Here is a 16,074-nt window from a genome sequence, read left to right on the forward strand (position 1 = left end):
GCACGTCCACTAAGCACTTGTATAAACGCTATGCCGCATGGCTAACGTCCAGCATGCCAAGCAGCTTCCCTATAACTGTTTTTTGTCAGGTCACCGATTTTTTGAGCGCCCAATGAAGGGGGATCAAAACATCGGTGACTACTTCACCCCCCTAACTCCCGGGGCGAGTATAAGTCCGAGTCAATAGCACGGGTTTGGGCTTCGTCCATCGGATCATCTTTTGTGGAACGTCCTTATAGGTAACCCTCGCTCTTGTCTTGAAGTGCTTTTCACCCTCCGGCCTTGACGAATCGCCCTTTAAAGCTATGTACTCGGCTTCGTCAATATTTCTTGCCTCATAAACCTCAAGAATCCTTGATGGTCGAACATGTGACTTAACAACTACTTCCTGAGATCCCTTGGCAAAATTCAAAGCCTTGGCCGCTTGTTTTTCAGTCAGTGACTCCTTTGTCTTAGCTCTATGAGCAGCCAACATATCCTGCCTCCCCGACTCGGTCGTCAAATCAAACGTGGTGGCCGAAGTATCTAAAATTGAAAATTTCACAACCCGTAAACCTTCCTCGGCGGCCCATGCTCCTGCGACCTTTAACGACCGTGATGCAGAGATCCATGGGGACTTTTTTCGGCTTCTCGATCCATGGGCAACATGAGTGTACGCAGTAATTGTTTTATCGTGACCCGCTGGCGGCTCAAGCCCCTTAACCTCTGGCGCCGGCTCATTTGCCCTTAACGTTCGGTAAAGAATATCCGGATCTTCACTTTCTGACTCACCCTCTGACTCTATATGTTTGTTTCTGACCCTGGGCGATCCCCCTGACACTTTGGTAAAAAGCCCTGCCCTACTTTCGGTTTTGAACTTCTTGGGCCCCGAGGGGCCCTCGGAGTCCGAGGAGTCCGAGGAGTCCGAGGAGTCCGAGGAGTCCGAGGAGTCCGAGGAGTCATGCTTACCTTTTCTTTTGGGCGCAAGACCTTCATGGTCGATCAGATTTATAGGGTTGTTTCTGACCATCCGGTAGTAATTCAAGCCATCGATATCTCCAGCAGGGTCTGCACTCCCCCAGCGTTGTAACCATGGCACGTAATACCTGAACCCATAGTAATACAGCCCCGTCGCATCCCTCTCCTTGCCCGAGTAACGCAACGTGCGATAACTCTCCTCGCTTGAGTCTCCCTGGTCACTGAACGCCGTACTGCCATAGGGATGATAAATTTCCCGGCTGATGATCTTGGCCTCGCTGTCCAACTCCAGTGCACAAGAACCCAGGTGATCAGCCAGGCTGTAGCGATAGGGGTCATTACCAAGATGCTTGGGCACCCGCGTTTCCCAGTGCAACACTTGCACCGTCGCACCGCCGGCCTGGGCCGTGATGACATGCAGAACCTCACCCTCGATATTGCGCACTTCAAGTCCCGGCAAGTAGCGGGTTTCACTGATGACTGTGCGTGCACTGGTTTGCGTCGAGCGCACCTTGCGTTGGCGCATGCCGTCAGCGCCGTAGATGTAACGCTCGGTATCGTTGAGTTCCGATGCCCGCTCTACTGGACTCACATGATGGAGTTGATTGCGCGTATCCCAACTCAGTATTCGACCCGGCTCCAAGGCCTGCAAGTTACCGTTGTCGTCAAATCCCGCGGCTATTTCCGCTTCGGTCGGCGGGAGACCATTGCGCTCAGGCAGACAGCGGTTGCTGTGTTTCGCGGCGGTAAGCCGTCGCCCATGTTGCTGCGGCCCGTGGTGGATCAGTTCCAGCAAGTTGCCACCGGCATCGTAACGATAGATTTGGCGGTAGTTGGCCACGGCCTGGGGGTCTTCGATGGATGAGGGGCCCTTGTTGGCACTCCCCGCTTCCCAACCCGTCGCCTCGATCAGTTGGTAAAGACTGTCATAGCCGTAGCGGTTGATCGGCTCGATTCGCTGATTCGCAAAGTACCGAACCGGCAGGGCCTTGTCCTCAATGCTCAGGATATTACCCACTGGGTCATAACCGTAGTTCAAATCCTGCAAGGGCTCACCGTTGGCCCGCTTGGCATGCAGACGAACCAATCGACCATCCTTCGTGCAGTAATCCCACTGGCTGATCACACCGTTGCCAGCGGCTTGCCGCTCGATCTGACCTTGTGCGTTGTAGTCCATGCCACTGACCAGCCGCTGGGCTTGCGGCGCATGGTTGAGGTGCAGCCAGGCGTCGCGCAGTTGGCCGTCAACGGTCTGGTTGAAACGCTGACGATTGCCTTGGGCATCGGTCTGCTCCAGCAACTCACCCAGCGGATTGAAGTGAAAAGCGCTGTGAGCGCCCGCACCTGGCTCAAGCAAGGCATCGCGCTCATTGACGGGCAAAGGCCAGTCGGGCGAGTCCAGCGCTTGCAGGAAGTGCTGTTGCTGATCAAGCAAAGCACCCGTTAAACCGAACTCACTGAAATGACACGTCCCGGCCGGATCATCGTGACGGATCAATTGGCCGCACTGGTTGTGGTCGGCAAAGGCCTGACTGCCCACGCCGTAAACCATACGTTCTGTACAAAAGGCCTCGCCAACGGCCGCTTGCTCAAACACCGCCAAAGGCCGCAATTGATCGTCATACTCCCAGCTGCGCCGCGAGCCCCGACCGTCCCAACTTTGCATCGGCGCACCGGCCTCGCCCAACAGATTGACCCGCCAACCGGCATCGACGCTGCGGGTACACAATTCAACACCGGACAACCCGTGGAGGGTGCTCAGATTGGCCGGGGCCGAAGTATCCTGAAACAGCCGTGGATCCCACTGCGCAATCGCCCGACCCGCAGGGTCGAAGACTGTGCGGTTGACCCGCGCCTGGGTGATGAGTTCGCCGGCATCCTGCCGCCAGTAGGCAATCTGACGCACCGGCAAACCACGGCTGTCGATGACCGCCAGCTGTGGGGTATGTGAATGAATGTCCGTATTCAATGGAGTGTCCTCATAGTTCGCCGTTGCGCGGGTGGCGGCTCAAACAAATCGTTCTCATCGAAGGCGATGTTGTACCAGGTGCGGTATTGCTGTTCCCGGCGTAACGGTTTTAGTTGCGGCGGGTCGCCTTGCAACATTTTTTTCGCCAGCACCGTCTCGGCCGGGCGGCCTGCCGCGTCATAAAACTGCTGGTCGTGAAAAGCGTGCTGGCGCATCGACCGATCATTGATGTAGCGCGGTTGGTCGGCGAAGTACGGCCGATAGATCCGCACCCTCTCGCCCTTGTTGTTGTACTCGACCGGCTCACTGACCCGCCAGCGGCGCGGCACCTCTGCTTCCTCCGGTGTACCGTCGGGCTTGAGGATCAATTCACCGTTTTCATCGACCCGCCAGGACTTGCCCGGTTCGACTTCCTGCTTGGTTTGCAGCGCCCGGCCGAAACCGTCCAGACACGCGATGCTCACCCGGACTTGCATCTGTGCATCGCCGGGGTAGCGGTCGGCCAACAGGCCGACGGAGTACACCGGCTCACGGTGCGCAGCGTCAATCTGCGCTTTGAGGATCTGCTCGTTCGCGTCGGGGTTTTCCAAACCTTCAAGGTGTTGCCGGGCCCGGTGACAGAGATGCCCGCTGGGCAGTACAAAACCTTCGGCTCTGGCCCAGCTCCGCCACTCAGGTGACGGCGGTGACGTCCGGGAAACCCGGCCCATCCAGCAGAAGGTGTCCCAAAAACCGGCGCTGGCGAAATGGCCGATGGCTTTTTTCGGATCGGCAATGGCGATAGCAGGATCGCGATCTGAAGGGGGTACGTAGGTCTCCAGAGGATCGAAACCCACGGGCACTCCCAGTTCGGTACCGTGAAAACTGGTGACCAGCGGCTCACCGAACGCACTGTAACGGGCTTCCTGAATATTCCTATTGGCATCCTCGATGGCCGCCGGCAGGAAGGAGCGGTAATCGATGCCAAGGCTGCGGGTGGTACAACCGTCCGGCAATGTGACGGCTCTGATGACGCACCAGTAGTCGTCGTAGGTGACCTGGGTAACGCCGTGGCTTTGAGTCTCCCGGTACATCTGGACGTTATAAAAGCCGTCCAGTTTATGGTAAGTGGGGAAGCCCTTGCGCACGGACCACAAATAGTTTTTCGCGTCCTCCGGGTCAGTGATCGGTTCCTTTTTCCCCTCGGGCAAGAACAGTTCCATGATGTGGTAACCGACTTCGGGCGATTCGAGTTTTTCTTTCAGGTTGAAGGGCATATTGCCTTGCTCGTCCTTGAGCTTGTCGTAAGCGCTCAGGGCGACCTCATCCAATTCCGCCGTTTCCACATAGGCGGATAACCCTTCGAAGGTCGCGTTTCCCGGTGCCAGGGTTTGACCGCTGACAGGGTCCGCGTAGTGTTGCAAAGACAAGCCGGTCAGCACCGATTGTTTCGCCCATTCGCCATCGTCCTGGCTCTGTTCAAGGAAGTGTTCATGGTTGATCGTGTCGGGACGCAACGCCGTCTTTTCCAGTACCAGTGCATTGCTGCGCTGTTGATAAGGCAGGCCGAGACGCCAGGCGCGGGGATCCGGCAGGTGGATATGCCGCGCCTTGGTCTGCGTCAGGTACCAACACTGTTGAGCCGAATCATGGGCGTCTTTCCACCAGGTCTTGTGATACTCGTCACTGAAGGGCGGTGTATCGTCGACGGTTTTGCGGCGGGCGTAGTACACAGTGACCCCATGGACGACGCTGCCATATTCATCCCACTCAAGGTTGAGGCTGTGCTGACATAACGGATCGTCCGGGATCTGCGGTTCATAGTGGTAACTGATTGACTCCAGGTCCATGGGCTGAAGTACCGCGTAAGGCTGATGCTTGCCTTTGGGGCGCAGCACCCTTACCAGATAGCGGTTCTCTTGTACGACATAGGGAACGGCGGTGGTCGGATCGTCGTCCGCCGCGTAGACCTCCGAGCGCACGACCCTGCCGCTCAGGCTGCGAGCAATTTCACGCACCGTTTCTTCGTCAGGAAGGGTGAGCGGTTGCGCCGCGCGGTCGTTGAAGTGGTAGTTCTGCAGCAGGGTGAACTTCAGGTCAACGGCCAACGGATCGCGGTTGTAATACCCCTCCCTCGACACGTCGATGGCCTCGCCCGTATGGAACCAGGTCTTGCTCAGGATCGGCGCGGTGAAACCGGCGCTTGCGCGTTCGGCAAGCGTGGCTTCGGTGTCGGTCTGCATCAGCAGGCGAAAGCCTCGAAATTCTCGTTCGAAGCGGTCGTAATAACCACCACGGTAAGTAAAACCCTGGGCCAGTCGGTTGCCCGTGATTTCATCGAGCTGGGTTTGCTGGCTCACCAGGTGCATGGCAAACGGCAGATGGGAGACCGGGTTTTCGACCCCGGCAAGGTGCTGCTCCTGCTTCTCGTCCAGCCACTCCTGCGCCGAGCTGCGGTAGCTCACGCCGCTGCTGGCGCCCATGTTGTTGCAGGTTCCGTTGACCAGATAGGGCTTGGCCTTGACGAAATCATAGCGCCAGTGTCGTGGCTCCATGTGCGGCACCGTCACAATCAGGCTGGAGCAGCCCAACCCTTGCAAGTCAGCGGTGCTGACCTGGCAGAGTGAGTCGTAGCGCACACCGTCGGGCCAAGGCTGTATTTCAACAGGTGCCGGTTTATAGCCGTTACCGGCATGGTTCATGAAAACCCGAAAGTGATCGGGCTCCAGATAGATCAGATCGGCCGCGCCCGAGCCGTCGAGATCAGCCAGCAGCACCTGTGAAGCATTGAATTCGGCATAAGTAAACGGCAAGGCACACAGCACGAAGCCTTTGCCAAAACGCCCATGGCCCAAGTTCGGCCAACATTTGACTTCGTTGTGACGGATGCGCACGAGATGCTGCTGGCCGCTGCCGAGCACATCGGCGAAGGCCACCAGTTCGGTCGGCGTGTTGCTCAGCAGCGGCAGGTCATCGTCATCCTCCTCGACGGTTTTATCCCGGCGAGGCACATCGATGCCGTCGGCAAACCCTGCCTCGCGACGGTTGGCGTACAGGCGTACGCTGCGGGTGCCGATCAGCGCCATGTCGCTCAGGCCGTCACCCACCAGGTCGGCCATGCGCGCCATGGGGTGGAAGAACTCGCTGGGGAAAGCATCGAAGGTCACGAAACTGGACCAGTTGCGGTCCGGATCGAGGGTGAAAAAACCGCTCATCCCCGGTCGGGCGACCACCCAGTCCAGCTTGCCATCGCCGGTCAGATCGGTGAGCGACTGGTGGATCGGCTTGCTACTGTCGGCCACCGGAATGTGCTCCAGCCGTTTCCAGTTGCTGTAATCGACTCCGTCGCCACCCTCCGCGCTACGCAACGGCTCCCGGTAGTACCAGGCCTTGTCATAGCGACACAGCACCCCTGGCAGGCCTTCGCCGTACAGGTCAACCAGTTGATAACGCTGCCCGTCGTTGAGCCTGGGCATGTCCGGGAGCGGCGTGAACCCCTGATGCCGCGGGTCGAGATCGAAAGCGTTGTAGCTGAACTCCATCGGCGGTCGGCTTTCGACCTGGCCCAGGCTGTCATAGGCCTGGACGTGCGCGGCCGTCAGGTGGTTGTAGCCCAACGGACTAGGTCGGTGCTCCAGCAACAGACGCTGGACCAGCACCGGTGCGGCCCCCAACTCTTTGGGGAAGTGATGAAACATCAGCACTTGCCGACACAGGCGCCGAGTGCCCAGTTCGAACCCGTAGCTGTAGTTCCAGAACGGGTCGCTGCGCTCAGGCCATGTTTGCGTTCCATCAAAGGTGGGCGCGGTCTCAAGCTGCGTACTGCGCTCGCCATAATCGAACACCAGATGAAAGTGCCATTGTTCCTGTTTCCAGCTGTCGGCGTCCCAGGCGTACAGGTGCGGATGGGCCTTTTCATTGCCGTAACACACGCGCTTGAGATAGCGCTGCGCGCGGAAGTCGCGAAACTGCGGCGGCGCGGGGGCGTCCACTTCCGGCTTGTACTCGTAGACAATGTGCTCGCCTCGGGTGTTGAGGCTTTCGTCGATCATCCAGACGCCGACATGCTCCAGGCGAGTCGGGTCGGCCCGGCGCGAATCTTCGGTTTTGCCGTAGAGGTGCAGGCTGCCATCGGCCCCGTGAATCAGCCAAAACCCCGCGGTGTCGGTTGTGGTGGACCAATGCTCGATCAGCGCAAACTCGCCCTCGACCCGCGGCCAGTGGCGCACCACCTTGTGCTCGCTTCCCAGTGGCCTGCCGTTGTAGGTGGTTTCGGTTCGGGAAATCAGCGAGCCATCTTTAGTGCGCTCGGGCATCCACACGTCACCGCCAGGTCCCACCACCTGGTCGCTGCCGTCATAGGTTGGCACCCCCTTGGTGGTGCGCAGGGTGATGGCATTGGCCGTCATCCGCCAGCCGATTCCGAACGGGCTGTTGCCCACATCGCTGCTGTAGCCCAGCCCCAGTGCCGGGGCAAAGCCGCGGCCGGGGGAAATCGGCAAGGGCAACTCCAGCGATGCCGCACCGTTGGTGCCCACCGCGCCCCACCCCTTGCCGATGCTTTGGATGGCGCCGCCGCCTTTGGGCAGGGAGGGGGGATTGACTTGCATCAAAGGTTGCTGTTGTTCATTCATAGCGAACCGCCCTCACGTCTGGCCGTATAACTCACATGCACGATGATGTCGGTGAGGGAGTTGAGCATGGCCTCCTGGGCTTCAGGATTGGGGAAGGTCAGGCTCCAGCGTGATATGGCACCGGTGTATTCGAACGGCAGGTAACGTTCATCCTGGAAGTTGAGCTGAAACTGGCCGTTGTCATCGACGCCGTGAGAGAGCGCAATCTGCTGGCTCGCTCTCAGATTTTCTTTGACTGCTTGGCCGGCGGTGGACGACATTTCAACCTTGCTGTAGCTCTGACTCAGGACCGCGCAGATATCTTGATAGGGACCGACGGTGACAGGCAGCGTCACGCTGATGGTTTTGATTCGTCGCAGGTAGTGATTCTGACCCTTGTAATCGTCGTCGAACATTTGTTGCGTCAGCTCAAATTGGCAGCTGCCATTGTTCTTCAGATCGTCTTGAATACCCGCCCAGTCTTTGTTGGTTTTTGAACCTGGATCCTTGGCCAACAGCGACTTGAGCGACACGGTTTTGCGAATTTCCAGATCGCGCTTATTGTTTTTCAAATACTCACGGTGCATCTGCAACAGGCTCATTTTCAGTTCTTCCCCGGCACCAAGGCCGCGGTAGCTGCTGTTCCACGCCCCGGGACGGATAAAGGTCTGAGTGAAATCGCCCATTTCGTACTGCCAGCAGGCTTCGGCCGCCTGGCATAGCGATTGAGCGGTGTTGTAGGCGCTGTAGTAGAAACTGGCGAACTTGCTGTTGAGCCAGTCATAGGTCTGGGATTTGCTGAAGCGGTTGCTGCTCAGCAGGAAGTCATGGGTGGCCTTGGCCTGCTCCAAGGCGGTTTGCGCCTGGCGCAATTGCAGTTGGGTGGCTTTGTGTTGCTCATCGAAGACGGCAAGTTGTGCCTTGATTTGCTCGGCTTCAAGTTTTGCCTGGTCTCGGGCATGGGTCCATTCCTGAGCGCGGCGGCGTAGACTTTCGACACGATCCATGACCTGAGCATCGGTGTAAAACGCTGTCGACGTCGCATGAAGCCCGGCCATGACGGAATAGGCGGGGCCTTCAAGGCGTTGCCCCCCCACTGAAAAGCCTACGATGTTCGGTGCGGTTTTTACGTTTTCGGCGACCATTTGCACCAGGGAGGCCCCGGTTTGGGCCAAGCCCCCCAGATAGACAGCGGCCCCCGCTGCGACTTCCCAGCCGCTCACACCATCGTTCACCAACATCTCATAGTGATCGACCCGTCCGGCAATGACGGCTTGGCTGGCCAGCAGGGCATCCCTATTTTTGTTGTCGATCTCCATCGCCTGTCTTTGTATGTCCACAGCCACCTTCGCAAGATTCCAGGCCTGCTGCTGTTGCAACTCCAGGTACTGCGCCTGCTCTTTGCGTTCGATCAACGACAACAGGGTCGAGCCGAACTGGATCACGCTGTCCACCGCATTCTGCGCAAGGGCGAACATGAAGTTGAAGCGATAATGGGGAATCTGCGGGCTCAGCAAGCGGCTGAGGGCGGCACCGGACAAGCCTTGGCCCCAGGCCGCGAGCAGCGCGCGAGGGTCCAGCGGTGCGGCGAACAAGGGCAGGTTCAAGGCGTTGCCCGCTATGTCGAGATGATGCCGCAGGTTGTACAGGCGGCTTTCGGCCCGTTCCCAGCGCTGAATCAGTTCGGGGTTGAAGGGACGCCGCAAATGGGGGTTATCGACGCCCGGCAAGGACGGATCCTCGGCGTAGGGCCGAATACACAATAGCGGTGCGTCCTCCGAGGCCGGGGCCTTGCCAATGCACAGCGGAGGCTGTTGCCGACGGTCCTGTTGCGCCGCGATCAACTGCTGCTCGAACGCGCGCAGATCCTTATTTTTCGCGGTGCTCAGCTCGCCCAGGCTGATCGGCGTCCAGTCGTCGACTTGCCGGACATCCGGGCGCCTGCCCAGCAGATCCAGAATATGCACGTAACGCAGCTTGGCCTCTGCCAGCCCATCCGGCGTCAATTCCCGATAGGCCTGGTCAGCCTGGTTGCCCTCGATATCGATATAGAGCCCATACAAGGCCTTGCGAAAGTGCACCGGGAAACTGAGAGCAATCTGGTGCGGGTCGTCCGGATGCAACATGGCCTGACTGGGGTCTGCCGGGCCGGGCCAGACGGGCTCTTCCAGCGGCACGGCCTGCCAGTAGCCGGGATGTCCCGGGGCGCTGCTTTGGCGTGAGGGGTCGAAGACATACGACAACCAGTGCTTGGCTTCGTCGTACTGCTGCTCTTCGTTCAAGCGGTGAGCCACCAGCCAGGGCAGGTACAGGAACAGTTCGAGAAAATACAGGGAGTAGGCGCCCGAGAAATCCATGGGCTGCGCGCCGAGGCCGTTGGGAATGGGCGGTTCTTTCATCTGCTGGGAGTCCCAGCTCAGCAGCGATTCCATGCCGGATTCGGCACGATTGATCAATTGCCTGGCAAAAACGGTATTCATGCGGATCGGTGCCCGTAATGCCATTGCAGTGGAGCATCCCTCGCTCAGTTCGATGCTTGAACCCGTAAAGTCAATGAACTGGGCTTTGCCCAGTGACGGGCTATCTCCCAGGGCTGGATCGTCCACCCTGTCGATGCTAGGGGCAATTTGCGGCGTCCCTGCAAGTGCCTCGCCCCAGCCAACGGTCAGCGCTTTCAGGGCGCCGCCCTTGAGCGTCCAACCTGTAAAAATGTGCCTCTCATAGACCAACACGCCATAAATAAGCGGGATTTTGACGTCTTTGGGGTCAACGGGCCACGTCACCGGCCAACCATCGGGCTGGTGAGTGGTCTGGTCGATCGAGAATGAAGTTAAAAGCATTGAATCCTTGGGTAAACTGGTAACGATGCCTGTTTGAGACAACGGGCGCATACCTTCGAGTTTTGCAGGCTCCGTATCGTTCTGGACGTCCGATGGATGCAGTACAACTAACTGGTAGCCGTAATTACCGCCGATAGTGCGATCAAGGCGGGGACTAATTGGCAACTCATTTGTGCCATTAGCAGACCGCCAGAATGTTGTAAAAATCACGGGAGAATGAGCCGTACCACCCGCAAGAATCGCATAGAGAATTTTTCTATTTGATAGTTTCCCCTTCAGACTTGCGGACTCTCCCCTCATGGTTTTAGGCACTGAAAATTCAGTGGGCTTGCCATGGTCTGCAATCAAACTTCTGAGGATGTCCGGATAGCCTTTAAAGCAATACGCACCATTGTCCACATTCATGTAGTCGGTGCCGACAGGCTCTATCGTTGAGCCGTCAAGCAAATCGACCCAGTCATGGTGCTTATCCGTCTCACGGAATACCAGGGTCACCTTGAAAAGTTTCGTTGTATGCTCACGATCATAGATGGACAATTCCATGATATGGACGTCCGGAAAACCTTCATCCAACCTGACGGTCAGTTCGATATTCGAGCGTGTCCGGTTGTAAACGAGATCGACATCTTTTGTGCTCGTCTGAATCCGCGACTGCCAACGGCGGAAGTCCCAAGTGTCTTTCTCTTCGTTCGGCGTGTGGTGGGTAACGCTACCGAATACAGGTGTGGTGGTAGGAAGCCAGTATTGAAGCCGGCCAGCGTTCTTGTCGGTATTGGCGAAAATGTGGCCAATCAGTTGCACATGTCCCTTGCTCTTGTCTTCATCTTCTGGAGCGAGAGCCATCGTGCCTGCTGTAGGAGGGGGTACAACACCTTCGGCCGGAAACAGCGACGTCACATTGAAGTTCTTGTCGATTCGCACGGTTCTGAGAAAGTCGTATCCGTCTCTATTGCCAGTCTCATCCGGTTCATCTGATGTGTCGGCTTGGTAGTTGGAATACAACATCAACACCATCGACTCGGGTGATGTCGAGTGGTCGTAGACCGCGATGGTCTGGGTTTGCTCTTTAACGACCTCGGGCGTCTTCTTGATCAGTGCGTCAGTCTGGCAATAACTGTCGATGTAGACCCGTGGCGTGCTCCAACTGTCATCGTATTTCTTGTAGCTGGCGTATAAACGGAACCGCGGGTACACCTTGATGGTTGTGTCCGCTTTCCCATCGTCTGGGGATACGATCGCGTCCGAATCCTGGAACTCTACCTCGGCCCAGATCACGAACAAACGGTTGTTGAACCAGCACGGACGAATCGTATGCTCCAGGGCCTTTTCCGAAATCGGCACGTTGGCTTTTTTCCAGTCCGACCAGGCATTGGGCAAAGGCTTGTCGAACTTGGGCGCGATAATATCGGATCCTTTCGCAGGCGTTTTCACCGGGCGTTGAGACATATCCAGCGAGCGCCAGTAATAGGCGTTTTCGGCAGGTGATTTACCGATGAAGTAATACGTACTGTTGGCGAAGTCCTCTCCGTCGATGTAGCCGTTACAGACCTTCAGATTGGCGATTTCCTCGAAGCGTGCGAGGTAAGCCAACACCGCCGCCTGCACCGTATCCGGCTGGATCTGCGCCTGGTTGATGTCGTTTTCCAGCTGTTCGAAGCTGTCGGTCTTGGTCAGGCGCAGGGTCGGGTCCAGATAAATGTCCGGGAAGTAGTGCAACTGCTGGATCGCCGCCCAGATCGGGTAACGGTTCAGGCCGTCGCGCCAGGCTTTGGCCTGCGCGGGCGTGAGACTGTCGTCGTGGTAACCGGGCTCCATATTCAGCATCATGCTGTTGACCAGCTGCTGCAGGCTGGCAATGGCGCAGGCCACCGGGCTGGTGGGCACATTCTGGCTGACCAGCACGTCCAGCAACCAGAACTCATAGAGGTCGTCGGCGGTCTTGATCCGGTGGGTCAACTCCTGCTCAATCAGGTAGGCATCGTTGGGCACGGCTTCGTGCAAATACAGGGCGAGCATCGCATCGCGCAAAGACTCGTTGAGTGGAGCGTCGAAGGCAGTTGTCATGATCAGTCCTTAACCATTCACAGGTAATAAGTCAGCGCGAGGATGGGTGGCCATGGCCGAGTCACCGACCGTTTTCCAGGCATCCAGCGTGCTTTGGTCATTCAGTTCGGTGGCTTGCAACAGCGCCTTGGCAGAAAGTCCGCTGGCCCGGCAGGTCGCTTGGCAACGACGTATCCAGTCCACTTGCGCCATCGAACGGGCGCGCTTTTCGGGCAAGGTGTCGGTCAAGACCGCGATTTCTTCTTCAGGCCATTCCAGGAGCAGGGCCAAAGCACTATTGGCCGTCTCATTGGCGATCTGGCGCAGGGCCTTGTTTTTCAATTTCGACGTGATCGGGTTGGCGAGGCTGAAATAGCTCAACAGAGTGTCTTCCGATTGGCGCTGGTCGTGGAGCCAATGGCTGAAGCGCTCCAACAGGTAGAGCTCGGCAAGCGTGGGTTCGCTACTGCTTCCAGGGTATTGATCCCCCCCCAGCCACTGAGGGTTGATCAGGAACAGGCGCAATGCGCTGTTGCTCAAACGCAGGTTGATGACTATTTCGGCATGCTGCGATACACGCTGGAAATGCTCGATCAGCCCGTGGCTGACCTCCTCCTCGAGCGTCTCCACAAGAAGACTGTAGAACGAGGCACCCGCCCAGTGAATGACCGCGGCGGTAAGCTCGGGCGAGAGTTTGGCGGTTTCCTGAAACAGCACTTCGAACACTTGCGCTTGCGTGTCGTGGGCGCCGAGCAGCAACTCGACGAGCTTTTCTTCACACACGTCTTTCACCGGCGATGTGAGCTTGATCGGTTCGAGCAGTTTTTTTACCTCCTCCCTGATCCAGACAGGTGCCTCATCGACCCGTGTCAGCTCATCGTCGAGCCCCAGTAGCAGTCCGTTGCTGTCGATCAGTGCGCCTCTGAGGATCGCGAACCAAACAAGCTTGGTCGGGGTGCCTGGCATATCCGTTTCAGCCGGCAGGCCAAGGGCCGCCACCTGCTCCTCGGTCACCACACTACGTTTAGTGTCGTCATGCAATTTGCTCAGGCGCGTCAACAGGACATCAGACAGCGGTGGGTATTCATACGCAGCGATCGACGGCGCCCTATCAATGCCTGCGGCAGCTTTCAAGGGCACATTGGGCCCTAACCGCTGCTGCAATTGCGTGACGGTCTGCTGGCTCTCCTTGAGCCAGTCGACAGCCCAGTCCAGTTGCATCAGCACATCGAGGATGTCCGGAGTTCCAGCAGCTGTTCGGGGGCTTAACTGACCGCTGGCCAGCGCACGTTTGTAGCCCAGGCCACCGAGCAAGCCCGCCAGTGTCAGCAGGTCGGCGACCGAAAGACCGAAGAGTTGCGCGATCCGGGCCTGGCGGTAGATCGACGAGACGGTGGGCAGGTCACGCTTGAGTACTTTCACGTGTGTTACGGTCTGTCTGGCAATCAACAGCAAGGACTCTTCAGTCGGTTGCAGACCGAGTCCGGCACACAGTTGCAGCAGGGTTTTCTGCGTGGCGGGATCAGTGGCCGTCAAGTTGATCGGCGTTTGATCGAGAATCAGGGGCGTGTCGAACAGTTGTATTCGGTTGAACACCTGATCGAACAACGGCATCTCATCCTTGCCACTGGCATAGGGCGTGAGGTCGTGCATCAGCGCCGCGAACTCTTGCGCATCGATACCATGGCGCTGGTTCAGGTGGCGATAGACCCCCAACGCGCGCAAGGTGTTTTCATTGAGTTCCATGCCCAGGTTGGCTTCGCCCTCGGCGCGGATCGCACAGATGATCAGGGTGTCCAGTTTCGCAAAGGGAATGCCGGTCCAGCGCTGCAGGCGGACCATGCGTTGCAGCCGATCAAAGCGATCGAGCGAGGTTTTGGTCAGGTGCCAGTATTTTGTATCGCCCAGTTCGACCTGCTCCAGCCCCATGGAATTATCGAATTGATCACGGATGATCGACTCGGGAGTCGGTACTACCTGACTGTCGTACAGGTCCGACCCCGTACCGGTGCCGTTGACGTAACAGGCGCCGTAGTGGGACGCGTGGGGAAACGGCAACACCTTGCCGGTAACGCCCGGAACTGTCACACCGGCATGTTGCAGGTTTTTACTGGGACAGTTGGGCGACAATCGCACCGCGTACGTGCGTTGGCAGAGGAGCATTTCGACCTGTTCGGCGTGCAGGCCGGTGTGCTGCATGAAGTCGTTCAGGTCCGCCATGTGCCATAGCGGCGAGCCGTCTGATATTTCGACGCCGTAAGACCGTTTGAAGAAGGCCTTGTCCGTTGGCGTCAGGGTGTACTGCTCATCCAGGGTGAGGGTGAAGGTTTGTTTGGCCAGTCTCGACGTTGCGCTACCGACTCTGGTGGCGGTGATCAGATTGAATGTGGCGGTATAACCTTCTTCGGTGGGCTCGGGGAGCGCCGCATTGGCTTGGATGGACGAGGTAGTGGTCAACCCTGATGCAGGGTGCAACCCATTAAGCCGCCATTTGTGGGTGTTGGTAGGTGTAGCGGAGTTCAGTCTCAGAGTCACGGTTTCGGTCTTGGTTTGCCCCACCTTACGAAAGGTCACGGGCGCAAGGTTTGTCGTTGCACTTGCTGAGCCAGGAATATCTGCCGCGGGGTTAACAGTACCAATGTCTGCTTGCTGTAACGGCAGCAAAAAACAGGTTCCCAATGGCGCGTGAGGGCAGAGATAAGTACTGCCGGCGCTCTTCCAGCCTTTGATCAAATCATCTCGAGTCAAATAAAAGTTGCTGAAAACTGGCGGCTCGATCAGCAATGCCTGTTGCTGTGGACTCAACCCCGACAACAACCGTTGCGCTTGCAGCACCGGCTTTTGCACTTCGCCATAGTGGTTCGTCGCAGCCTGTTCGACCGGCAACAACAGACTCGCCCGGTAATTCAACTCCCCCAGCCTCGGCTTGTCCGCGGATAACCCTAACTGGCATTGATGGTGATAGAAGTTGTAGGGCAACTCGAACGGGTAGCGACGATCAGCCAGTACCTGATTAATGGCCTTCGGCTTGTCCGCCGGAACCCCATCCAGATAAGTGCGCACATTACGGCTCAGCACATCGTTGACGATTTCCAGCATCGGCCTGGGGGTGAAGGTGCTGTCGTGGTTGATCAGCAGATCCTTCAGGTCAGGGCGGCGTTTATCCAACAAGATGCGATTGGGATCAGAGCCCGTGGCTTCCAGTTGCTGGATAAACACCCGCAGCGCGCTGAGGTAGGCCACCGGTGAGTCGATGGCGGCAATCGCCCCGACCTTGCAGAACTCGTCCCAGTTTTCCTTGAACAGATTAGGAAAAGTCGGCCCCAACGACACAAGGGAGCGAACGCCATTACGCTGGGCCAATGGCTGGAATGTGCCGGATGAGGTTTTGTACTCGCGGTACAAACGCGCAATCTGCGCCGCGTACGCCATGGCATTGTCGTAGGCCAGGTCAGCGTTGGCATCGCTGTGCGTGCCGAGCTGCCGGGCAAAAGCGGGTTTGGGCAAGCGAATGATGTCAAAAACCGAGGTGAACCTCATTTTCTGCATGGCCGTATCGAAATCGACCCGACCTTTTTTCGGTGAAACGTCGCTCGGTACGAGCGCATTCATGAGTGAGTTGCTTTCGACTTCCATATCAATGGAGCTCCTGCCAAATAAAAGGGGGCCTCTT

At 57.7% G+C, this 16,074-nt stretch carries 4 protein-coding genes; all 4 read right to left on the bottom strand.

Translation table 11 applies throughout. From position 1 onward, the window contains the following. Positions 1-151 precede the first annotated feature (151 nt). Genes CKW07_RS10945 through CKW07_RS10960 form a run of 4 tightly spaced genes read right to left on the bottom strand, consistent with a single transcriptional unit; the run spans position 152 to position 16,013 of the window. Positions 152-2,926, bottom strand: a complete 2,775-nt coding sequence (locus tag CKW07_RS10945) for an RHS repeat domain-containing protein (RefSeq protein WP_256577040.1) — start codon at positions 2,924-2,926, stop codon at positions 152-154. Next, positions 2,923-7,539, bottom strand: a complete 4,617-nt coding sequence (locus CKW07_RS10950) for a SpvB/TcaC N-terminal domain-containing protein (protein WP_095144914.1) — start codon at positions 7,537-7,539, stop codon at positions 2,923-2,925. Before CKW07_RS10950 ends, CKW07_RS10945 begins: the two co-directional genes overlap by 4 nt. Then, entirely contained in the window at positions 7,536-12,422 is a 4,887-nt protein-coding gene (locus CKW07_RS10955; protein WP_095144915.1) for a neuraminidase-like domain-containing protein, read from the bottom strand. Before CKW07_RS10955 ends, CKW07_RS10950 begins: the two co-directional genes overlap by 4 nt. Positions 12,423-12,431: 9 nt before the next feature. Beyond that, positions 12,432-16,013, bottom strand: a complete 3,582-nt coding sequence (locus CKW07_RS10960; protein WP_256577041.1) for a Tc toxin subunit A — start codon at positions 16,011-16,013, stop codon at positions 12,432-12,434. Positions 16,014-16,074: the final 61 nt, after the last annotated feature.

Source organism: Pseudomonas sp. Irchel s3b6, assembly GCF_900187415.1.
Classification (GTDB): Bacteria; Pseudomonadota; Gammaproteobacteria; order Pseudomonadales; family Pseudomonadaceae; genus Aquipseudomonas.

Bases quoted from the DNA above. Each gene is read 5' to 3' on its own strand.
- CKW07_RS10955 (WP_095144915.1), bottom strand. From the start codon at position 12,422: ATGACAACTGCCTTCGACGCTCCACTCAACGAGTCTTTGCGCGATGCG.
- CKW07_RS10960 (WP_256577041.1), bottom strand. From the start codon at position 16,013: ATGAATGCGCTCGTACCGAGCGACGTTTCACCGAAAAAAGGTCGGGTC.
- CKW07_RS10950 (WP_095144914.1), bottom strand. From the start codon at position 7,539: ATGAATGAACAACAGCAACCTTTGATGCAAGTCAATCCCCCCTCCCTG.